The organism is Paenibacillus sp. W4I10, assembly GCF_030816325.1.
Classification (GTDB): domain Bacteria; phylum Bacillota; class Bacilli; order Paenibacillales; family Paenibacillaceae; genus Paenibacillus; species Paenibacillus amylolyticus_B.
This window is the reverse complement of record NZ_JAUSXX010000001.1, coordinates 6858525-6880937: the sequence shown is the minus strand read 5'-3', so window position 1 is coordinate 6880937 and position 22413 is coordinate 6858525. Positions and strand designations below refer to the sequence as shown.

General features: G+C 43.4%; 20 protein-coding genes. 7 read left to right on the top strand and 13 right to left on the bottom strand.

Annotation, left to right across the window (positions count from 1 at the left end):
- Nucleotides 1-5: 5 nt before the first annotated feature.
- Both QF049_RS30885 and QF049_RS30880 read right to left on the bottom strand, forming a co-directional pair.
- The gene (locus tag QF049_RS30885; protein ID WP_307542885.1) at nucleotides 6-1043 is read right to left on the bottom strand and encodes an ROK family protein; all 1038 of its coding nucleotides are present in this window, start codon (nucleotides 1041-1043) and stop codon (nucleotides 6-8) included.
- Between the two features lie 199 nt (nucleotides 1044-1242).
- Nucleotides 1243-1512, bottom strand: coding sequence for a hypothetical protein (locus QF049_RS30880; protein WP_307542883.1), 270 nt, complete (start codon nucleotides 1510-1512; stop codon nucleotides 1243-1245).
- A gap of 108 nt (nucleotides 1513-1620) precedes the next feature.
- Here QF049_RS30880 and QF049_RS30875 point away from each other — a divergent pair, with 108 nt between their 5' ends.
- Nucleotides 1621-1839, top strand: a complete 219-nt coding sequence (locus tag QF049_RS30875; protein WP_307542882.1) for a helix-turn-helix domain-containing protein — start codon at nucleotides 1621-1623, stop codon at nucleotides 1837-1839.
- Between the two features lie 305 nt (nucleotides 1840-2144).
- On the opposite strand, the gene QF049_RS30870 is transcribed toward QF049_RS30875, so the two are convergent.
- Entirely contained in the window at nucleotides 2145-4109 is a 1965-nt protein-coding gene (locus tag QF049_RS30870; RefSeq protein ID WP_307542880.1) for a hypothetical protein, read from the bottom strand.
- A 1095-nt stretch (nucleotides 4110-5204) separates the two neighbouring features.
- Here QF049_RS30870 and QF049_RS30865 point away from each other — a divergent pair.
- Both QF049_RS30865 and QF049_RS30860 read left to right on the top strand, forming a co-directional pair.
- A complete protein-coding gene (locus QF049_RS30865; RefSeq protein ID WP_307542877.1) occupies nucleotides 5205-5816 on the top strand; it encodes a TetR/AcrR family transcriptional regulator in 612 nt (203 codons plus the stop codon).
- A gap of 201 nt (nucleotides 5817-6017) precedes the next feature.
- The gene (locus QF049_RS30860) at nucleotides 6018-7340 is read left to right on the top strand and encodes an amidohydrolase family protein (protein ID WP_307542875.1); all 1323 of its coding nucleotides are present in this window, start codon (nucleotides 6018-6020) and stop codon (nucleotides 7338-7340) included.
- Nucleotides 7341-7366: 26 nt separating this feature from the next.
- On the opposite strand, the gene QF049_RS30855 is transcribed toward QF049_RS30860, so the two are convergent.
- The gene (locus QF049_RS30855; RefSeq protein WP_307542873.1) at nucleotides 7367-7624 is read right to left on the bottom strand and encodes a type II toxin-antitoxin system HicB family antitoxin; all 258 of its coding nucleotides are present in this window, start codon (nucleotides 7622-7624) and stop codon (nucleotides 7367-7369) included.
- Between the two features lie 119 nt (nucleotides 7625-7743).
- A complete protein-coding gene (locus QF049_RS30850; protein WP_307542872.1) occupies nucleotides 7744-8337 on the bottom strand; it encodes a YdeI/OmpD-associated family protein in 594 nt (197 codons plus the stop codon).
- 261 nt (nucleotides 8338-8598) lie between these two features.
- Here QF049_RS30850 and QF049_RS30845 point away from each other — a divergent pair, with 261 nt between their 5' ends.
- Both QF049_RS30845 and yidD read left to right on the top strand, forming a co-directional pair.
- Nucleotides 8599-8820, top strand: coding sequence for a hypothetical protein (locus QF049_RS30845; protein ID WP_100529170.1), 222 nt, complete (start codon nucleotides 8599-8601; stop codon nucleotides 8818-8820).
- A 16-nt stretch (nucleotides 8821-8836) separates the two neighbouring features.
- Nucleotides 8837-9343, top strand: a complete 507-nt coding sequence (gene yidD, locus QF049_RS30840) for a membrane protein insertion efficiency factor YidD (RefSeq protein ID WP_307542868.1) — start codon at nucleotides 8837-8839, stop codon at nucleotides 9341-9343.
- A gap of 42 nt (nucleotides 9344-9385) precedes the next feature.
- Here yidD and QF049_RS30835 read toward each other — a convergent pair whose 3' ends face one another.
- From QF049_RS30835 to QF049_RS30820, 4 genes are all read right to left on the bottom strand, one after another.
- Nucleotides 9386-9862, bottom strand: a complete 477-nt coding sequence (locus tag QF049_RS30835; protein WP_307542867.1) for an EVE domain-containing protein — start codon at nucleotides 9860-9862, stop codon at nucleotides 9386-9388.
- 26 nt (nucleotides 9863-9888) lie between these two features.
- Nucleotides 9889-10425 carry a DinB family protein gene (locus QF049_RS30830; protein ID WP_307542865.1) on the bottom strand — a complete coding sequence of 179 codons (537 nt, stop codon included), beginning with the start codon at nucleotides 10423-10425 and terminating at the stop codon, nucleotides 9889-9891.
- A 67-nt stretch (nucleotides 10426-10492) separates the two neighbouring features.
- Nucleotides 10493-11440 (bottom strand): helix-turn-helix transcriptional regulator, encoded by a 948-nt coding sequence (locus tag QF049_RS30825; RefSeq protein WP_307542863.1) that lies wholly within the window; start codon nucleotides 11438-11440, stop codon nucleotides 10493-10495.
- A 213-nt stretch (nucleotides 11441-11653) separates the two neighbouring features.
- Nucleotides 11654-15193, bottom strand: a complete 3540-nt coding sequence (locus QF049_RS30820) for an S-layer homology domain-containing protein (protein WP_307542862.1) — start codon at nucleotides 15191-15193, stop codon at nucleotides 11654-11656.
- 608 nt (nucleotides 15194-15801) lie between these two features.
- Between QF049_RS30820 and QF049_RS30815 the strand changes: the two genes are divergently transcribed.
- A complete protein-coding gene (locus QF049_RS30815) occupies nucleotides 15802-16758 on the top strand; it encodes an MORN repeat-containing protein (protein WP_307542860.1) in 957 nt (318 codons plus the stop codon).
- 492 nt (nucleotides 16759-17250) lie between these two features.
- Here QF049_RS30815 and QF049_RS30810 read toward each other — a convergent pair whose 3' ends face one another.
- Nucleotides 17251-17712 carry a MarR family winged helix-turn-helix transcriptional regulator gene (locus tag QF049_RS30810; protein ID WP_307542858.1) on the bottom strand — a complete coding sequence of 154 codons (462 nt, stop codon included), beginning with the start codon at nucleotides 17710-17712 and terminating at the stop codon, nucleotides 17251-17253.
- A 136-nt stretch (nucleotides 17713-17848) separates the two neighbouring features.
- Here QF049_RS30810 and QF049_RS30805 point away from each other — a divergent pair, with 136 nt between their 5' ends.
- Nucleotides 17849-18727 (top strand): SDR family NAD(P)-dependent oxidoreductase, encoded by an 879-nt coding sequence (locus QF049_RS30805; protein WP_307542856.1) that lies wholly within the window; start codon nucleotides 17849-17851, stop codon nucleotides 18725-18727.
- A 71-nt stretch (nucleotides 18728-18798) separates the two neighbouring features.
- Here QF049_RS30805 and QF049_RS30800 read toward each other — a convergent pair whose 3' ends face one another.
- The 3 genes from QF049_RS30800 to QF049_RS30790 form a co-directional block, all read right to left on the bottom strand.
- Nucleotides 18799-19626 carry a sugar phosphate isomerase/epimerase family protein gene (locus QF049_RS30800; RefSeq protein ID WP_307542854.1) on the bottom strand — a complete coding sequence of 276 codons (828 nt, stop codon included), beginning with the start codon at nucleotides 19624-19626 and terminating at the stop codon, nucleotides 18799-18801.
- A gap of 146 nt (nucleotides 19627-19772) precedes the next feature.
- Nucleotides 19773-21095, bottom strand: a complete 1323-nt coding sequence (locus QF049_RS30795; protein WP_307542852.1) for an LLM class flavin-dependent oxidoreductase — start codon at nucleotides 21093-21095, stop codon at nucleotides 19773-19775.
- Between the two features lie 33 nt (nucleotides 21096-21128).
- Nucleotides 21129-22313, bottom strand: coding sequence for an MFS transporter (locus tag QF049_RS30790; protein ID WP_307542850.1), 1185 nt, complete (start codon nucleotides 22311-22313; stop codon nucleotides 21129-21131).
- Between the last annotated feature and the right edge of the window lie 100 nt (nucleotides 22314-22413).

The window sequence follows — 22413 nt, the reverse complement described above, 5'->3', positions numbered from 1 at the left end:
AAGCTTTACCACTGTTTCTCAACCACCTGAATGCGGTAGGTCAGGCTCTCCAGCGTCACCGCGACCAGCCCCGTAACATATTCGCTCCGAGTGTCTCTTTGGATGATCAACTCCGGCATATGCTCCTGTGGGATCAGGTGATCCAGACAGCCTTGTAACAGGTCATCCCGCATAGCGGGGTCCATTGTATCTCCAGTAACGACAATCGCTGCCGGGTTAATAATCGCAATGATGGAGATCAGCGTCTTTGTGACGAGTTCCTGCAACCCTTCCGTCGTTTTCAACATGCGCAGTTGCTCTTCTCGTGACACACCAAAAGGTAAAAAGGACACCTCGCCCCCAAATTGCGTGTTCCCCGTCAACGGACGACCGTCAATGATAAAGCCTGCACCCGGAAAATGGTTCTCCGGAAACGTCACCACCGCGAAGTTCTTCTCTTCCTCAAATTGCTGCTGGTTATACAGCCCGTAGACGGTCAGGTTCATGTCGTTACCAATGACCACTTCCACGTCTTCATATTGCTCCTTAAGCCTTGGCCCGAGCGGCTGATACATCAGCTCCGGTACATCGCAAATTCCAATCACGCCGTTGTGCGCCACCCCAGGTATGCCAATACCAATCGCCTGCACATTGTGGTGTTGTTCGATCAGGTTCGCAATCAGATCCTCTACCACCGCGACATTAATCTCATCCAAAAAGAGTGTTTGTTCGTCAGCCATCTCTCCGTTCAGATTGGCATATGTATGTGTGATCGAGTGAATGCCGCCCTCTGTCCGAATAATCAGACACAGCACACTGGCGTACTCCGCATTAAACTGATACCGACTCGCAGGTCTTCCCCCACTCGATTCATTTGGGCCCAGATCGATAATTTCACCCGTTTGGAGTAATTCGTTAAGGATCGTGCCGCATGTCGCAACGCTGAGTTTGGTCAGGTTCGCGATGGAAGCCTTGGTGCCTACACCCATGGATCTGAGTGTGTTCTTTACCAATTCAACGTTAATGCGCTTAACCTGGTGGGTGTTGTGTGATGTAGGTAACATCGTTAGTTATATGCCTCCTTTCGTTCATTTCGAACCATTCAATGAATGTTTTTAAAAGTATTTTAATAATTGAAGTGTAGGGCGATTTGGGAGGAAAGTCAATGCTTATTTGGGAACGAAAAACGTTTGGAAGGGAAGGCAAAAAGACAGTGCAAGATCATCTTATATGATCCTGCGCTGTCCTTTAATTAAGGTGACTTTATGTAGACTGGCTCATTTGATTTGCCAAGATGCTCTTCTCCAGTCGGACTTTAAATAACTTTCGGTTCAAATCCTGTTCCATGGCATGTAGGTGATATGCAGCCTGTTTCACCGTGTCCATGTGCAGCACCCCTGCTCGCTTGGCGATAATGTCTATGGCGTCCAATATGAGTTTGTTGCATGTGACCAGTTGATCGACGTAATCGTCTTCTTGTTTGATGAGTTTTGCGTACTGCGAAGCCAAGTCTCCGCTGTTGGTACTTGTCATGTCACCACCCCTAAAATCGGTACGCATAAGAGTACCAGATATACAAAAAGTATATGGTACGCTCATGCGTAACGTCAAGACCATATGGAAAATTTAGGAGTGATACTCATGGCTAAGAAAGTCGTCGTCAATATTCATAAACTCACGGAGAAACATAACATTTCACTGCGCGAGTTGGCACGTTTGTCTGATATCCGCCACGCCGCTTTGAGTGAGTTGCAGTCTGGGAAACGTGAGAATATCAATTTTGCTCACATTGAACGGATTGCTGAGGCGTTGGGTATTGATGATATAAGGGAAATTATTGAGATTCAAAACATTGTGTAATACTTAATACTTACCATAACCCAGTTTCCTTTTGAATTGTGTTGCTTAGATATACGTAGCCATGCGCCAGATCTTTGATAAATAAAGACATACCTTTAGCATTTCTCGTAGTGCTAAGGACTTTTTCAAACTGATAGGTCGCGATAATGGGAAATATATTATTTATAAACCACTCTTCGAAAGATGCCTCCAGATTTTCTTTCTCGAAGGCTACTTCGAATTCTGTCTTTTTACACTTAACCTTTATCCTTTGGTGTCACAATCTATAGGTATATTAAGCAAATATTTATGAAAATTTCAGAATATCATTTTTTTTCTTTTCTCGTCCTGTTTGCCCCTTTTTGTTTTCTATTTAGGTCAACCTTATTTTCCACCTTAATATTTCTAATCATTTCTTTCCAATTTTGAATAATATTTTTTTTAGAATCATTTGACCAAGGTAAAAGAACCATTGCCCATTCTTGACCAAATATTGAAATTGACATTAGCAAAATAAGTACAGCTATATAAATTGCCATAGATTCATCATGTACAATTAAATACACTATAAGAGGAAGGAATCGGGCAACTATATTAAGAGAAATAAAAAGAAAAATTAATTTGACCCAACTTTGCTTATAAGCTCTCTTACTACCTAATTCCGTATCAAATCCAAGCAATTTTGCTAAGAACATCGTTAGTAAACTCCACAAAAAAATAACCCAATTATATTGATTAATAAATGGCATCCCCTGATCCTTATATTCAATAAAGAATACTACTGGTGCTGATGCAAAAGATAAAATTTGAAAAAAGACAGCCATTACTAAACGAGTTTTTCTAAAATGATTGTACTGTGATCTCTGAAGGTCATGATATAACATCATATTAATATTCATATAAAAAACCAATAAAAAAACACTAATTAATATAATACTACTTACATTTTCAAAACCCTTAGTAAGAATAAATAGTAATGGCACAAAAGTCACGAAATATTCTAAAGTAATGACCGTACTGCTGTGCAATGCTTCTTCTTTAGTTAATCCATTTTGCAATGAAGCACTATTTGAAATTCTTATTATTTCACTTATTACTACCAATGCTGTAAAGGTTGAATTTGCAGTCACAACTGCTAACCATATGTCTTCATTATGAAATATTACTGCATATTTCATTGTTGGATAGCCTAATTGCAAAGCAATTAAAATAGCTATAATGTAAATCAAAAGAAAACTTAATGTAACACTAGTTTTTATTTTTCTGAAATCTGTTCCAAATATATTGTTGAATAATGCTTGCCCCAGTTTTTTGCCAAAAACAAGATTCATCATTTCACTAATATTATTCATGTTAAATGCAAAGGATGTTGAATTAGTTAATTTATCTAGAGGTGAGATTAATCTGTTTAGGCTAATGAAAACACAAAAACCGATTATAAAAATCAGAAAAGGACTAAAAAAAATTTTAATGCCATTAAATTGTTCTATCATTAAAACCAGAAATGCTAGTAAACTATTCGAAATAACTACTGGTAAAAAATGTTTCAAATACTCACTTTTCATTTTCTTATTAATCAGAAATGAGCTTCCCAACAATAAACTCATAATCACCAAAAATGCCAGACCTCTCAAAAACTCCTGAGTCCAATCTAATTTTAGCCCACCATTGTTGGCGATGATTAAAGAAACCGTTAAGAAAATGATAAGTGTAGATTTTTCTATACGTTTTGATTTCACTATCTTTAAAATTTTCAACGAGAAGTCAAGAGTTATTGTCATAACTAACCATATAGCTAGAACAGTGAAAAAAACGTTAAAATTATCATATGATGGTATTGCCGCTATGATTGGGCCAAATAATGCACCCATATATTTATATTTTTCTATAATTTGAAAATCTGATAAGAAGAGAACAAGCAAGATTATAATAAGAAAGAAAAGTTTCTCAAGTGTATTTGAAGAAGCTCCTACAAATATAATGCTAAGTGCAGAAACACAGGCGTATAGTAAGTTTTCAATCATTTTTTCGTTTCCTGAACTAAAAAATCCAATTTTTGTCAGTATTAGAGAAATAATTCGGAAAATAATTGGTATCACAATAAGCAGAATGGACCAAAATTTTAATTGTGAGAGAATTACAAATGGTACAACAGCGATAAGATAAAATATCACTGCTAATATAGCCCCTCTAGTTCCCCATCTTATAATTCTAATTGGATGGTTGTACATAAGCAGAAAAATAGGTAAACATATGGAAGCCAAAATATAAGAATACTGCAAAATAACCACCCTGTTAAAATCCCCTCTCTATAATTTAGACAGTATACAAGTTGTGTAAATTAATTATGAAATCTTCACCTTTTTACGAAGTATGTATTATCGAGGCTTTGATTCAAATCTCTCTCTAACTAGGCCTATACCCTATTGGAATCGAATTTTTATACCTGCTTCCTAGATTAAATTTTTCAAAAACAAATTAATCCTAAAAACTGCTGAAAGAACCGCACGTAGAATGGAAACATAAATTCCATTTTCGAAAAATTAAAATAATGAAAATTGAGATGTCTGATGGAAATAAACTCTAAGCATCTCTAAAACTATTCCAATTAGTTATAGTTAGACTTGCTGTTTTTCATGAACCTTGTGAGTTAAACCACTTGTTAATAAAGCCCTTTTGAAAAATGCTGAAAAACTCCCATTGCTATGATCGCGTAATTATTTATTTACGGATAACAAGCCAAAAAACTTTTGTTAATTCTATTAGCATTTCAAAAAATTACTCCCTCCCCTTTTTTCAATCTTCGGCTGTTTGTTCCATTCCTAAATATAGGTGCATTATACCTTTTTTTTGATATGTTAGTAAGCTTGTATTTATTGAGATAGTTCGTTTCAACTCTCACAAGAGACTGTAGTCCTCAAGAAAGGGAAAAGAACCTCTATAATTGAACCCTAGTTAACTTTGACTTTAAACGTTTAGTTAAATTATTTAAAAAAAAAGGAAAAAATGGTGACTTATTATTTTGTCACCGAAATGTTAAAGATTATTTTCGAATGACTGTTAAAGGACAAAAGTTAGAAGGTGCTTAGTTTACACATCGTTGCGAGATGGGATTACCGAAAGTTAGTGTACACTTGGATTCAAAGATACTGGACAAAGCCGGAAGAAAAACGGAAAGAATCAAATGACAAGCAGGATGAAGATTACGGTAGAATTTAAAATTTGAATAGGACGCAAGGTTGAGATGGAGTTCCTTACACTAATAACATTAAGAAGCGTATTAATAGTGCCGAAGGTAGTATATCTAATTATCCCCCATTGACACCCCCTCAAAAAGGTCTATTCTAATAACGAATCACCTATTCACTATTAAGGAGACGTTCCCGATGGTGCAAGCCAAGAAAGACGAAGTCAGGAAAGAGATTGAATATGCGGCGCTCAAGGTCTTTTTTGAAAAAGGCTATGTGGATGCCAAGATGAGCGATATCGCGGATGAGATCAATATTTCCGTGGGCAATATCTATACTTATTTTAAAAACAAGAAAGAGTTATTCTACGCCGTCGTGCCGCCGGATCTGGTGGATTATCTGAAAAATGTGCTGGTGGAGACGATTCACTTTGATAATCAGACCCTGTTCGAGGAAACGGAAAGCGAGCGAAAATCGGCACTGTTGCAGGAACAGGTGGATGTATTACGTAAATACCGGAATCAGATTGTAATCATCTTTGAAAAGAATAAAGGAACGATCTACACCAACGCCAAGAATGAACTTGTCGAGCTGATGATCGAAACCAAGAAGGCCTATCTCAAGAATCAATATAAACGGTATGAGATTGGTACCGAGGAGAACTTGATCTTGTTGAATATCCTCGCACACAACGTGATCGACATGAACCTGGATCTATTGAAGCGGGATATGAGTGAGGACAGCCGGAAGCAAATATTCGAAGCACTGTATGTTTACAGACTGTACGGTATGAAGAGTCTCAACGAATAACACTCCATCTCATCATTTATACCGGGTAGACAAAGCGTGCAGATCATACCAACTTCACTTGGTTTGCACGCAAAAAAACTCCATCATAGATCAGCATATTTTTTTAACCTAAAAATGAATTAATTATTCATTATTGGAAAAAGCATCTGTGATACCCTAACCACTCACCACCTCACCCACCATTCTAAGGAGGAACTCAACATGAACACCGCTTACGCATTAAAAAACGTCAATCTAATCCACGGCGACTCAAGCCGCAATCTGCAAAAAAACATGACGATTCTCGTCAATGAACAAGGTCTTATTCAGGATATCGGCCGAGATCATGAGTTACGCATCCCTAGTCACTACACAACGATCGACCTCTCCGGCAAATACGTAATGCCTGGCCTGATTAATGCTCACGTGCACCTCTTTGCAGATGGTAAACCATTCAGCCTGTCTGCCAGCGAAGGTATGTTAAAGTTCGCATATGATCGAATCCTGAACACGAAATTCGGCAGAAACGTTTTGATAAAACGAATGAAACGTAACGCGCTGACCGCTCTCCATGCGGGTGTGACGACGATGCGCAGTGTGGGAGAATTCTTTTATACCGACGTCCAGCTGCGGGATGAGATTAATAACGGCGACTTTGTCGGCCCTAATCTGCTTGTCTCCGGGTTTTTCCTAAGTGTAACGGGGGGACATGGTGCTCCATTCCTGGCTCTGGTGGGCGATTCGCCGTGGGAAGCACGAAGAAATGTACGCATCAATGTGAAACACGGTGTGGATCTGATCAAAATCTGTGTGACGGGTGGCGTGACGGATGCGAAGATGGTGGGCGAAGCTGGACTTTTACAGATGACAGTGGAGGAAGTTGCAGCGATCTGCGATGAAGCGCATAAGATTGGTCTGCGGGTGGCAGCGCATGTGGAAAGCACGGAAGGCGTAATAGTTGCGTTACAAGGTGGCGTCGATACGATTGAGCACGGTTCGGAGATGGATGACGAAATCATTCGTTTATACAAAAATAATCCCAATGCCCTGAATGGCTACACCGCACTCATCCCCACCCTGCAAGCCGCCTATCCATCCGCTTCACTGGATACCAGCGTAACGAAGGTAAGTGCAACGGTAAAAGAGAACTCCAGACTCGTCTACGATTCCATGCTCAAAGGTGTGAAACAAGCGATCGAAAACGACATCACCATTGGTATCGGTACTGATGCCGCCATGTCTTACGTGACTCACTATGATATGTGGAGAGAGATGGACCACTACATGAGACAGGCCAACCTGAACAACAAACAGGCCATCGACATGGTGACCCGAACCAATGCAAAGATCCTGGGCGTTGATGATGTAACAGGGACGGTGGATATCGGGAAACATGCCGATCTGATTATCATGGAGCAGAATCCGCTGGAACATATCGAGGCCTTGTCAGACATCGCTATGGTCATGGTCAAAGGAAATCTAATTCAAACACCATCTGTCACCAGAATCAAAGAAGTCGACGATGTTCTAAACTCAGTTTGGTGAGTTCAGAATTGTAAACATAGAGTCGATCAGTAATACGTAATATTGGCTTCAATTAAATATGCTTTATCTTTAGGCTTCAATAATTGTGGCATTATGCTTTGAGGAGGCGGAATATCTTCAACAGGTTCTCCATCCAAAAATAATTCAAGTGCTTCTTTCGCCATCAATAATGCTTCTTCAACTGAATCGCCACAGGTGATACATCCAGGAAGATCAGGAAATGTAACATTAATTCCATCTTCAGCAAAATTAAAAATTGCGTAGTATTGGTAAGTTCGAATCATACGGGACACCTCCTGTTATCTAAATTTTTATCAAAAACAGCAAAAAGCCTTTCGAATTATATCTGAAAGGCTTTCACTCGTTTTAACTCTTAATTTCCCTCAAATATATTGTTATAAGATTAATCATTCAATCCTTTGCCCTCCAGGATCGGTTGCATGTATTTCTCGATTCGTGATACTTTCGTCTTGGATTGCTTTGGTTGTGAGAAATAATAGAGATATGCTCGCTGCCGTCCGGGTGTCAGTGCTTCAAATGCATCTCGGAAAGCAGGGTTTTCATCGAATTGCTGTCGAAGTTCCTCAGGAACGCTATATTCAGCAGTTTTTTTCATTTCCACCTGCAATCCTGCCTGTTCCACTTCAATCGCTTGCTGGATATAGGCTTTGATTATAGCCTCCTGCTCCACAATCTGCTCCAGACTGGTGAAGCGAAGCTGGCGCTCTGCCTGTACATTCTCCGTTTGCTGGACCAAAATGCCATGTGTATCCTTCAGCAGAGCACCTTTGAAGAACAGAATGGCTACGTACTCTTTGAATCCATGGATTAAAACGATGTTTTTCCCATCCAGCATGTAACACGGATGCATCCACTTCATATCCTCTGTCAGTTCAAAATCCCGAATAATCTCTCTCAGCTTTTTGGACTCTTCCTTCCACGTTTTGAGTTTCTTTAGATAGCCGTCAACTTTGCGATTTCCACTTGTTTCTGTCATGGAGAAGTACCTCTCTTTATCTCATGTTCTTATAGGTTCAATTGTACTGGTTTTCAGTGGATTGTACAGCATTGCTTACAGAGCTTTTATTGACTTTTCCAATTGAATTTAAACCTTAATAACAACAAAGACCATCCTGTTAGATGCCCTATAATCTAATCCAATCTCATCTAATAAGTTTCAATCGACAGTTTACAATACCCATAGTAAAATAATGGAATGTCTATTGCCATAATTCCAACATACGAAAGGATGACTTAAATGAGAGAGTACACAGTTGTTCCAGGTCCCAAAAATGTTCAAGTAAACCGAGGTGATACTCAGGCTGCTGTTAATTTATTTGCTGATATCATCAATCACAAAGCACAATCCGGATGGATCTATCAATCCATGGAGTCGTTAGCTGTCACCGAGAAGCCCGGTTGTCTCCAGCAGCCCGTTACAACGCATCATTATATGCTGATTTTCTACAGAGAGATTTAATAATAGTACAACAATCATGAGAAACTCAGAATCTGAGGAACTGATATATAATAACATGCCATCCGAAGAAGAACTTATTAGACTCTTACATACACATCATGAAGAAAACGACCCTCGAAGCAGCTTCTATATAAGAACTCATGTTATTCCAGAAATCGATTGGTTGAAGTCTTTGCTTAACGTTACACTTGCATTATTCGCAGGGATATTCATCTCTATGATCTGTTTCTATCTCTTGAATCTATTCACCCCAGTATATGCTTTGCTAAGTGCCCAGATTGTTTTCATAGCAAGTATGTTATTCATCGTTCTACGACGTGTTAAAGAGATCCTAATATGGAGTATTAGAATTTATCAACGCTTTGCCCCTATTGAGGTGAGGAACAAGTGTCGTTTTGAACCAAGCTGTTCTGTGTATATGATTCAAGCTATTGAGAAATACGGGGCGATTAAAGGTCTTTCCTTGGGCATCCATCGTCTTCGCAAATGTAATATCAACGGTGGAGGATATGATTATCCATAAAGCAAAAAGGTCCATAGACAATCTATGGGCCTTTTGGTTTGGTTAACTTTTATAGCTTAAGCTAATATCCAGTAGTGACTGTGTCTCTTCTTCCAACATGGAGGAAGCTATCATCTTGAAGTCTTCAGCTCCAATTTCAAAATGGCCTTTTCGAAATGGAAACCCCCAATTGCGATTGCCGCGTGTAAAAGTGAGTTGGTCTAACAACGTTGCGATCTTTACTTCTCGACACGGAAGATAACGAAGATCTCGGCGAAAGGGTACAAAGGATTCCGACATCTGATATTGGTATATCCTATCATCGTTAATTTGACCAATAGCGGTAAAAGCCTGAAGTGGCTGCCCTGTTGATATGTCTGTGCGTGGAGAATAGTATATCAGCCAATCACCAGCGGACATTTGTCGCAACAGCGCTGACTTGCCATGGCACAACTGCGCAAACCCTCCCTCTACGGCTACATTCACATGAGAAGCAGATACAACACCTATCCAATATCTGCTGTCCTGATTTGGTTTCATAGATACATCCCATTCCCTTCTCTCGTTTACATTTCCAGATTCGATATCAATCGATCCAATTGTAAGAAATGATGTCTGTAGTGCATCTCTATCAACAAAAACCACTCCTGAGCGTTTAGAGCGCCAAGCCTTGGATGATGTATTTTGTTATTTACCGATGTTTGGTGTAGAAGAGGTTCTGTACTCCTCATCCGTTCCACTACCTCGTGAAGCCCATCGATCAAGGACTCCATGCTCTCGGGTGGTTGCGGGGTGTACTGCGGAGAAGCAGGTACTTTAACGGGAACGGGCGGGAATTGTCCTAATTCAAACACTTGCCTACCCAGTTCTGTTTTTTCCTCACCCAAGTTTAAAGTCGAATCCTCACTGCTCAAACACTTCTCAATATTATGCAGATGCAAGAAAAGCGCTGATTGAATCAAATGTACATACATCTGTCCAATGGACCATTCTTCTTCACTCTGTTTTTTATATAAGCTACCCATATCCAATTTTTTCAGTTCTGCCAAATATCGTTCTACTGCCGTTTCAAATGATGTCAATACTTCCGTTGTACTTCTCATCCTTCAACCCACTCCTCTTGATCTGTGATATATCAAAGTATAAAAAAACACTACTGACAGGTGTATGTCAGTAGTGTTTTAAGATGTTTTTGGCTACTTCCTTCATTCGGAAGCGCAAAGATTCCGGCTCCAAGACCTCGATATCTCCACCCCAGCCAAGTAAATAATGCAATATTTCCTCCGGATAGCGGACACGAAAATGAAAAATGACACCTTCCTCTTGCTCCTCAAATGCATCCATATAAAAATGCAGGGCCTCCATAACTTTGTCAGCAATTTCAGGTTTTGCTCTGATTAATACTTGTTCGTTACGGTCGTCAGGAGGTCGATAACTGTTTAGATCAAAATCCGGTGGCAAAAGGAATTGATCCTCCAGCACGGAAAGTTCAGTCATCCGTGACAAACGAAAATGACGAATGTCTTGTCGCATATCACAACGTGCAATTAACATCCAATTCTCCTGAACCAGTGAGAGGCCATAGGGTGAAACCTCACGCATGTTATACCGATTTCCATCCGTTCCTGGCATTTTTTTCAGATACATAAAACTGATTTTACGTTGATCCAGAATGGCATTACGTATCTGATTAAGGTATGTTTTCACCCGTGCTCGGGTTAAAGGTTCAACCGTATGAAGCAATCGCATCGTTTCCCGTACACGTGTGGATTCATTACGAACGGATTCAGGTAAAATCGCTTCAATTTTTCGTTGAGCCGACTTAGCCTCCATTGCGTATTCTGTATCCAATCTCTGTTCGATAAAATCAGCTCCCATGAGCAGGGATACGGCTTCTTCTGCGGTGAAGCTTACCGGGGGGAGAAAATATCCTTCCATCAGGGAATACCCATGACCCGGGGCTCCCATTATCGGAACGCCAGCTTCACTTAATGCCTGGATATCTCGATATATCGTACGTACACTTGTCTCGAATTGAGCAGCTAAATCTTCTGCTCTTAACATCTTTCTTCGCTGCAATTCAAGCGTAATCGCAAGCTGCCGCTCCGTTTTGTTCATGTTCCAAGCCCCCACCGTTTCATCATCCAGACCTAACTTATTCTATCATAGTAACTTGCCCTTTCGTCTCTTGAATTAAAGCTATGGAACGTCTTACATGCCACCCGAAGATGAAAATGATTTAATTCAAAAAACTGATACCCAAAAGGATATCAGTTTTTTATCTACTTTATATCTGCTGTTTTATATACGGTTAATTCTCTTTGTTACTTCTTACACGTACAGGGCGAGCAACAAGTTATAGATCATCGTCGCAGCTTCCGCTCGGGTCGTTTCACTTCCTGCACGAACGGTATGGTCCGTATATCCGCTCACAATCTTGACCTGCACCGCTGCATCCAATGCTTCTTGTGCCCAAGATGGGGTCTGCGATGCATCGGTGAAACTTGGTTTAACGGATGTATTACCAGACATTCCGGCTTGTGCATCTGAACTTACTTTCAGCGCATTCGCCATCATGACTGCCATCTCGGCACGAGTAATCGTCCGATCGGGCTTAAATGTATTATCACCGTAGCCTTTCACGATTCCGACTTGCACGGCTGCGGCAATATCACCTTTCGCCCAGTCTGGCAGATTACCTTGATCTGCAAACGTTGTATCCGACTCTACAGACTTCAGTGCCAGCGCCTTACTGAGCAACGTAACAAACTCTGCCCGTGTGATCTTCTTGGATGGTTGGAATGTACCATCTGTGTAACCTTGAATCACGTTCATGCCTAACAAACGATCTGCATAGTCGGAAGCCCAGTGTCCATCCAGGTCAGATAGATTCACCGGTGTGTAACTGGACACAACAAATGTACCCAGATGATTCACATTGGCCGTTATGCTTCCTGCTGCATTTGTCTTGCCACCGATAAATACCCAGCTCTGACGAGCTTCATTATAATAGTAGATTGCAGGTTGGGTGCCATTCGGCAGATTTGCCGAATCCACATTCAAGCTCAATGCCGCCTGTTCATTCAACGTTCTTCCGCCACTGCGGCTAATCTGTACAGCTTGTCCAAGTACATTCAGGGAAGCTGTATTCTGCAACTTGTCCTTGGCCACCACGGACACTTGCAGCGTATCCTTGGAACCGATTGCTCCCGCTGGAGCGTTGAATTGTACGATGCCTTTCAAACCGGTTTGGACAGGCTGATTCGCTTCCACCTCAACCTTCACTTCAGTGGATGAGTCTGATCCCGTTTCAGGGTTCGTTGGTGTGGTTGGAACGGTAGGCGTTGTTGGGACACTTGGTGTACTTCCCCCTGAATTCCCACCAGAGTTGCCTCCATTACCTCCACCTGAACCTCCGCCACTGTTGCCTGAGCGGGCTTGTACAGTCACGGTACGGATAACTTCCTGTGCTTCATTACCAGCGATATCCTTCACGTTATACCGAAGGGTGTAGATCCCTGCTGCTTGTGTGTTCACCGTGCCATCCACCTGCACGGAACCACGAATGCCGACATTATCAGAAGCCTGTGCCCCAGGCTCATTGTATGTGTCTCCCACATTCAACGTCATCTGGCTGCTACCTTGCAGGGTGATGACGGGAATCTCACGGTCTATTTTAATGACCAGAGGTAAAGTATACGTTTGTTCCAGATCATCTGTTGCTCGGAATAAAAGGTTATGCTCTCCCGGCTCCGTTACCTCCATAGGTGTATTCTCTGTATACGGTTCATACGTCTGCCCTCCATCCCGGGACAACTCGATAATCGCGGAAGTAGCAGGTGCGTATACTGCGCTGGTTACACTAACGGTTACAGACTGATTCGTCCATGTATCCGTGTGAAACGGCTGGCCGTCAGCGGTTGTCATGTTACTTTTTAACACCAGCGCCTGATTATTCGTGCCTTCCACAATGACAGTGAACGTTTTGGGTTGAGATTCCGTGCCACGCTGCACGGTTGCCGTCAGTTCCAATCGCTCATTATTGTCCGGTTGCGTTAGCAGCTTGCCTTCGTTATTCATTAGTTCCGGGTTGGAGCTGGACCAACTAATGGTTGCACCATGCTTCCCTTCAACAGGAAGGGTAAGATCAGAATGGACCGCGCTCAGATCGCCCAGATCAATTGCTTGAAGTGTATCGCTTACCGCCTGTGCATCACTGTAAGGTGTGGCACTCACAAAGATTGGGTTGGAGTAGAACCACAGATCGCGATAGTTGCTATCGTTAATTTGATTAAAACGGGTTGTTGCATCGACTGTCGTATTTTTCGGATCAAGCTGGGGTTCACCATTGACAGTCTCACCGGTCACGTTCATGCCCAGATTCGTACCACGCAGGCGGAAATACTTGTCCTGGTCTGTAGCTTTGATCTTGTACGTGATGACATTATAGCCTTCGGCATCTGTCGTCCAATCGTTGGATGTAAAGGTAGCCAGTACTTTGGTAGAGTCGTTGGTGTCTTTGGTATATGCGGCTGTACCCTTCTGGGCCTTGGCTGTCACATCCCCAGCGATGAGATCGACGTGATCCACCACGGGTACTTGTCCAGCGGAAGTGCCGCTGTTGATTGGAGTTTCATAGTTGTTGCTCGTGGTTGGACTCTTAAAACGAATCTTCAACTCTACTTCATCGCCTTGGGTCACATTAAGGTCTCCACCCATCTCAACCTGAGCACCCGCTCCGGAAGCCGTGAAATCAAGTGCGTTGATAAGGTCACCAAATACGGAAAATGATTTCCCCGAACGCAGTCCATCCAAAACAGCCTGCATACCTGTACCCTCAACCCAGGAATACGTCTTGGCATATTCGCCCGGAAAATAACCACTGGAATTCGTGCCAATCGTCTTGAAGTGGTAATCCGAATTGCCATAGTTCCAGAAGTGACGTCCTTCTCCAAGCAATGCATCCCATAGTCCGCCAACCTTGGCGACCATATAGTCTACACCGCCGTATGTACGATATTTGTATCCATCATCAGCGGTCGGATTAGCTACATTGTAACTTGTGTTGTACCCTCCACGATCCGGTTCCATCTGATTGCCCAGCATGCCTTCGATACCGAATACCACTTGTGGAGCCAGATCGTTGAAATCACGGAAGTCCGCGATGGTATATTTGTTTTTGCCCCGTGAAGGGTGGTTGATCATCGCATAACTTGTCATTGGATAGTTGGTCGCGAGCCAATTGATGGCGGTTAAGGCATCCTGATGCGTCGTGTAGGCACGGCCTCCGTCCTGATCCCAATTCGCTACGTCTGCCGCATTAAACAGGTTCGCTGCGCGATTCGTGAAACGATACTCGAATTCCTTGGCAGCGTTCAGCGCTTCGGTTGAGTTCGGCTCATCCGTAAGAATCCCCACCCCGACGTGTTCATGTGTAGGCATGTCCCATTCGAAACCGGAGAAGATCGTTTTACCTGCGTATTTGCCTGCATCCTGAAGGGCCTTGATCTGCGGTACCTGATATTCATTCATTCCTTGGGACATGGGAATCGGTCCACCCGAAATGTCGTTCCCGTTGTGATCTCGCTTGGATAACCGCAAATGATCCGTCAGCGCGATCCAGTCCAGCCCATATTTGGTTAAACCCGCGTCTAGCACGTTCTCCAGTGAAACCTGTGCATCATCGGACTCAAATGTATGTACATGCAAATCTCCCGTTTGCCAAGAACCTGTTGCCAGGCTGTTGGTCGGTGTGTTCTCTCCGGCATCTGCATACGTTATCGCAGCAGGGAAAGCTCCCATGACCATCCCTGTAGCCAAGGGTATAAGTGTAAGCATAGCGAGTATCTTCTTGCCTTTATTAGTGAACAAAATCGTCCCACCACCCGTTCTGAGTTGTTGTGTCGGGAGTAAATATAAGAGACTTTTGGGGGCAAGGTCAACGGCCTGAAAGCATGTATTTAAAATTTTACATATACCTGCATTCTTTCATATTCCCTTAAAGGTTTTTCTAACTTATCCTAACGAAGTTATACTCTATACTGCTCCATATTGGGGGAGTGAATCTAGGAATAACGCTGCAAATAGGAGGTGATACAAAATTCAGAGATTGTTCACGATTCAGGAAAGTTCCACCACTGCTGTGGATCATTAGGAGGAGAACTGGCGTAGGCAGAATGATGAAGTGGAGAAAATAATGGTTTTTGTAAAAAAATCAGGGTTACGCATACGCTGAGTATAGAAAAAAGCACCCACGAACCACAGGCATGATATGCCCTGAAGCCGCAGGTACTTTGGGTTGAGCGGGATTTTGTATCCACCTTTACATCTTTACTTTTGTGAACTGGGGACGAGTTGTTTGTGAAATCCGACCGATCTCCACTTTATATTTAAACTGGAAAAATACGATACATAAACCGATAATGTTGAAGATGGCTAACAACGCAAAGATCATTATTCATTGAAGGAGTTGCACACTTTTGAAAAGATTCTATCTAGGTTTTGGATTAACGATCATCGTTATCATTGTACTATTATCAAGCTCTACTCCAACAGAAGCAGCATCGAAGAAAGTAAATTTAAAATTGTCCGATGGAGGGACGTACTATGGTGAAGTTTTAAACGGAAAACCTCATGGTAAAGGAACCGCGAGATGGGAAGAAACCGAAGTTTACTCTGGAGATTGGGTGAGTGGTAAGCGGCAAGGAAAAGGCAAATATACATATACATTAGTTAAAGGTGGAGGTGTCCCCTTTGAGGATTACAATGAATCTAATATGGGCCATGGAACAGGTGAATTCACTACAAAAACCTACACCGGATCGTGGATTAATGATACATATCATGGTAAAGGAAAAGAAATTACGCAATGGTTAGAAGTACAGTATCTTACTTCTGATGGTAAGGTTTACCCTATACTTGACAGCTACATCAACACCATTAACAATGGAACATTCAATCGAGGCAAGATGTCTCTGGGATATTACGCAATCCACTCTTCAGATACTGTCTCACTAGGATATACCGATCATACGACTACGATTGCTCTAAAAAATGATTATTTCAACGAAAAGTTAACCGGGGATAAGGACTTTTTTGACACGATTATCGATTATAAAAAGAAACACGGTTCTTCTGAAAAATATATTGGGATTAAACCATCCGAATTCTCCAAAGGTACATTAACTAATGGCAAATTCACGGGGGTTACGCATCTAATCGATTATAGTAATTCAGTTAGTTATGCTAAACAAGTCATAATGAACGATAACGTATTAAAGGAGAATCACATAACATCTGCCGTCTTTGATAAAAATCGCAAGAAAACCATTAATGAATTCCTGCAAGCTATTAAGCCCTATTCAGTCAAAATCAATACCATCTCTGACGAGATTATGTCATTAAAAGACATTAACTATGAGGGAATGACTCCCTAGGTAGTGGAGGTCACAAAATGAGCAAAAAGCGATGGATTGTGAGCATAGTCATTTTGATTATCATACTTTTCATGAGCGAATTGATGATGTTGTCCTCAGGAAAGGTTGGAGTTCTCAACATAACGCGGAGAGTTATTTCAGGTGCACCTCATGTTATCGTTCAAGGGCAGACACTGTCTTACCAAGGTAAGGTTCATTGGGAGGATATGCAAAGTAGTATCGAAGAATATTCCGTAAGCGATGAAGGAACGGTCTTGTATAAAGCACTAGGCACCCCTGTCCCACCACCTTGGATATATGTGAGAAACGGAAACCATCAGGGTTTCCGATATAAAATCCCGCAGCTTCCCTGGAAACTATAAAATGATCCGGGAATTTCACGAGCGGACATCACCAGTTGTCCGCTTTTGCTATTAATTTATAGTCTCACTCGCTCAATGGTGACATGTCCTATGGTTCGGGTATCAAATACACTCCACACTATTGTTCCTCTCACATACCTTCCAATCCGTTAAATTGCCTTAGCATGGCGGTGAAACGTTCCAGTTCCTTATCATCCCATCTGGATATACGGTCATAAAAAGCTGACTCCTTCTCCTCGAGCGCAGCAACCGTCGATTGTTGACCAAGTTCCGTAAGAGACAGTAACACCCCGCGCCGATCCTTGGGGTCTTGCTCTTTGCTAACATATCCCGACTTTTCAAGCTGTTTGATTAATCGGCTGACCGAGCTGCGGTCCATTGCATTCGCTTCTGCCAAAGCCGCGGCGCTTGTTGGACCATAGGAGTAGAGCCACCGTACCAGTTGAAAAGCGGCAGGTTGCAGGTTCGCATCAAAACGCTCGGCAGACCGAACGTTAAGCGCATGGGAAGCACTGATCAGTGCATGAATCTGCTCGCCCAGCGCTAGCTCCAGGGTTGCTCTATCTTTGGTTTGGACTGGATTTTTACTCATTATTGTTAACTCCCTCTCCCTGTAACATGAAAGTAGACTCTCCGAAATATAGTTGACAAATATCAATTAATATTTATAGTTGATTTATGTCCATTATATAATTCCGAATCTATTCGTGTCAAAAGGAGATCTTCTCATGAAAAATAATCATCCCATTATTGTAATTACTGGAGCAACAAGCGGTTTAGGGCAGCTTGCAGCCATGGAACTCGCCAAACGCGGGGCACATCTTATACTCACAGCCCGAAGCAAGGAACGCGCTGAGGCTACCAGGTACAAAATCAAGAAAATCATGCCTTCTGCCAAAATCGAATTTTTCTATGGAGACTTGTCCTTACTGAGTGATGTTAAACGTATTGGGTTAGAGATTGCAGCCGCTTATCCGCGTATAGACGTACTTGTGAATAATGCCGGACTTCATGCTTTTGAACAGAGAGTCACGTCCGAAGGATATGCCGAGATGATTGCCGTGAATTATTTAGCGCCTTGGCTGCTAACGCACACATTGCAATCTTCCCTGATCCAATCCGGCCATGCCCGAGTCGTCAATGTTGCTTCTGAAGCTTCGCGGAATCACGGCACCCTGGTGTTGCCAGATGACTTAACGGATATCACTCCTTTTACTGCACGCGGTTCCTCTCCAAACTATGGCAAAACCAAACTGCTCAATATTATGTTTACTGGTGAACTAGCCAGACAATGGCGTGGAACCGGAATTCGCGTAAATGCCCTGAATCCTGGCTTTAATGTTACAGGGCTTGGACGAGAACTATGGTTTGCAAGTGTGCTTGAACGCATGTTAACCTTTTTGCACATTGGCGACCCGCGCCGGGGTGCGGATATCATTACTCGGTTGGCTGTGGATTCGAAGTATGGCGAGGTTTCGGGAGGATATTTCAATGTGGGAACTGGAGCATCTATTGTTCCTATACATCCTGGCGGAGATGAGGCCATGCAAAACAGACTGTGGATCGTTACAAAACAACTGATGAAAGATCACGGCGTACTGGATTAATTGAACAAGAACAGGGGTGTTCCATAAGCCATAAACACAGCTAGGAACACCCCCTCCTTTTTTTCAGTAACTTAGATTGTCGCAAATACCTTGTCAAAACCTGCTTTCGTCTTAGCGAACAGTTCACTCGAACTTAGGGTCGGCGCTGGAGTTAGTACTTCCTGAGCCACCACACCATTGTAGCCAATCGCCTGCAGGTTTCTCAGAAATCCACCCAGATCAATGACCCCTTCGCCCGGGTATAAACGCTCATAATCCAGCAATTCTTCAACGGGTAGATCATAGGCATCATTAATATGAACATGAACAATCTGCTCTTTCTTCAGTTTCAGCAGATCTTCCATCGGTAAACCATTTGTATGCCAGTGATAGGAATCTACCAGTAAACCTACGTTAGGCGCATGGATCGTCTCGATCCAGTCCAGCGTATCTTCCACACGCCAGATAAACGGATTCTTCCATTGCGTCCGCAAATGGTGGCAGCCAACAAACTCCAGACCTAACTTAATCCCGTAAGCATCCAAGATATCTGCACAGAGTCTCAAACGTTTCGTAGCCGCCGCCATAAATTGCGCTGCCGGTTGATCCGTTGAGGGTAGAATATACGTGCAACAGCTATAACAGTTCAGCGCAGCAGAAGCTTCGGCCATAGCGACCAACGATTGCAATCCCTCACGAAACTGCTCATCTGTCGTCCGCCACTCTACCGTCAGGCCCGATGAACCGATGATCACCTGATTGCTTTCCAGCAGATGTTGCGCCCGTTCTTTGCCATACGTTTCAATCAATGAGAGCGGATTCAAATCTACAGATCCGAATCCGTGCTTGGCCGCTTCTGTGATATATTGTTCATCAGACTCGATATTGCCCAGTCCCGCATTCGTTAACCCTCTAATCATCCCAATCTCCTCCTGTGACTCGTCTGGAATTGCAGCTTGTGTATCATTTTCTTTATCATTTTATAATAGCAGTACTCTCCGAAAAAGAAACCATCAAAAAAGAGCCGCAACAACGTTACATTAACGTCATTACCGTTCTAACATCTCTATCTCACACTCTCCAGCGCATACCGGTTACGTGGAATCTCAAGACCCAGATTCTCCCTTAGCGTCTCATGTTCATACTCTGTACGGAACAGCCCTCGTTCTTGCAGAACCGGAACAACGAGCTCCACGAAATCTTCCAATCCATTGGGTACTACTGTACGAACATTGAATCCGTCTGCCGCTTCGCCTTCAAACCATGCCTGAATCTGATCTGCGATCTGATCCGGTGTACCAATGAACGATGTACGTGGGGTAGACGCTAACAACGCCACTTGGCGCAGGGTCAGCCCCTGTTCGCGTGCCTGCTGCTTGATCTTGTCCGTTGTACTGCGGAAGCTGTTGCTGCCGATCTCCCCAATCTCGGGAAAAGGTTCGTCCAGCGGGAATTGGGAGAAGTCATAATGATCGAAGTACCGCCCCAGATAGTTCAGCGCCTGATCAATACTAACAAATTCGGCAATTTCCTGATACTTCTGCTCCGCCTCTTCCGCAGTTCTACCCACAATCGGGCCAATGCCCGGGAAGATCAGGATATCTTCTGTCTGACGTCCATATGCCACCGCTCTTGCCTTCACATCCCGGTAGAACTCCCTTGCTTCCTCCAGCGTCTCGTGTCCTGTGTAGACGGCATCCGCCGATCGGGCGGCCAGATCTTTACCAGATTCAGATGAGCCCGCCTGGAAAATCACCGGATGGCCCTGCTTCGAACGCCCCACATTAAGTGGACCCTGTACCGAGAAGTGAGCTCCCTTGTGATTCAGCGTATGTAGCTTGGCAGGATCGAAAAATACGCCCTGCTCTTTGTCTCCGACAAAGGCATCGTCCTCCCAGGAATCCCAAAGGCCTTTGACCACATTCAAATGTTCTTCCGCAATCTCGTAGCGCAGCGCATGGTTGGGATGTTCTCCTTTGCCAAAGTTAAGGGCCGAACCTTCCAGAGGTGAAGTAACCACATTCCATCCGGCTCTCCCACCGCTTAATTGATCCAACGAGGCAAATTGCCTCGCAACCGTGAAGGGTTCACTATAGGAAGTAGACAATGTAGCAACCAGCCCGATGTGGGAAGTTGCCCCGGCGAGTGCGGACAGAAGCGTGAGAGGTTCGAAGCGATTGAGAAAATGAGGATTGGACTTCTCGTTAATGAAGAGGCCATCTGCAATAAAGAGCAGATCAAACTTGCCTTTTTCCGCGATACGCACCTGCTTCTTGTAGAATTCCAGACTAACGCTCGCGTTAATTGGAATATCCGGGTGACGCCAAAAGGAAATGCTGTTACCCACTCCGTTCAGATTAGCTCCCAACTTCAATTGCCGTTGTGACATATATATTCCTCCCTATGTTGTGGTGATGACCATTCAGTTCGAGTCCGCCTGTTTCACATTACTAACTCTGAGTGCCCAAGCCGCTCCAAGCAACACAATCCCTGTGAAGAGAAAAATAAACGGAATGCCGATCCATCCACCGAGTAAACCACCGATTAACGGTCCAAGCACAATACCGAACTGACTCGCCGTCTGACTCAGACTGACAGCCCTCCCACGAAAGTCTTGATCAGCATATTTGATGATCAGCGCATTAAGCGCCGGATAGACTGCGGCAAAGAACAAACCATAGACAAATCGCAGGCTGCCAAAATAAATCAGATTCGTTGCTGTCATCTGCAGCAGACTGCCAATTCCACCGCCAATCAGACCAATAAATAGTGTTTTCTCGTATCCGATCCTTCCACCAATCTTCCCCCATCGCGGCCCCATAATGACGGTTGCCACACCAATCGCCGAGAAGACAATCCCTGCACTGAGTGTTGCACTGCCAACATCTCCGCCAATCTGGACGACATAGAGCGTCAGCATCGGTTCGATGATGAGCACGGAGGTCGAGACTAAGAGAATCAAACCGTAGATTCGCATCAAACCCGGCGTGGAAGCCGCTCTTTTCAAATCCCCTATGATCTTCGTTGGAACGATCGTACGAGTTTGTCGTGACTCCTTAACACCGAGGACCATCAGAGCCGCGAGCAATGTAATTACAGCGGATGCAATGAAACATCCCCGCAGTCCGATCCAGTGACTCAATACACCACCGGCAAGAGGACCAAGAATCCCACCCGCAGCGCTGGCCGTGGAGATCACGCCAAGTGCATAACCCACCTGTTTCTCCGGAGTATTGGTACCGATCAGTGTAATCGAGGCGGGATGAAAACCAGCCATGAGTCCCTGAAAGACCCTCACCGCGATAAACGTATACGGATCATACACAAAGAAGTTAGCCAGATGTGCAATGCCTAGCCCCACTCCGGAACGGACCAGCATCAGTTTGCTGCCATATTTATCAGCCAGTGATCCCCAGAAGGGTGCGCATAATCCACTGATCAGAAAGCTTATGGAGATAGAAATACCGGACCAAGCTTCCAGGCCGCTCTGGATACCGAGATCATTTTGCAGGAATATAGGAAAGAACGGAACGGATAGCGAGTACGCCATATGATTAAAAAACAGGCCGAACCACAGAATATACAGATTTCTCTTCCATTGTGGCATCTTGGCATTCTCCATACTATATAATTCCTATATAAAAAGTAGGTTATTGTCCATATTAGGGTAACGTCATCGGAAAGTATAATAGAAAAGTTCAATAGAC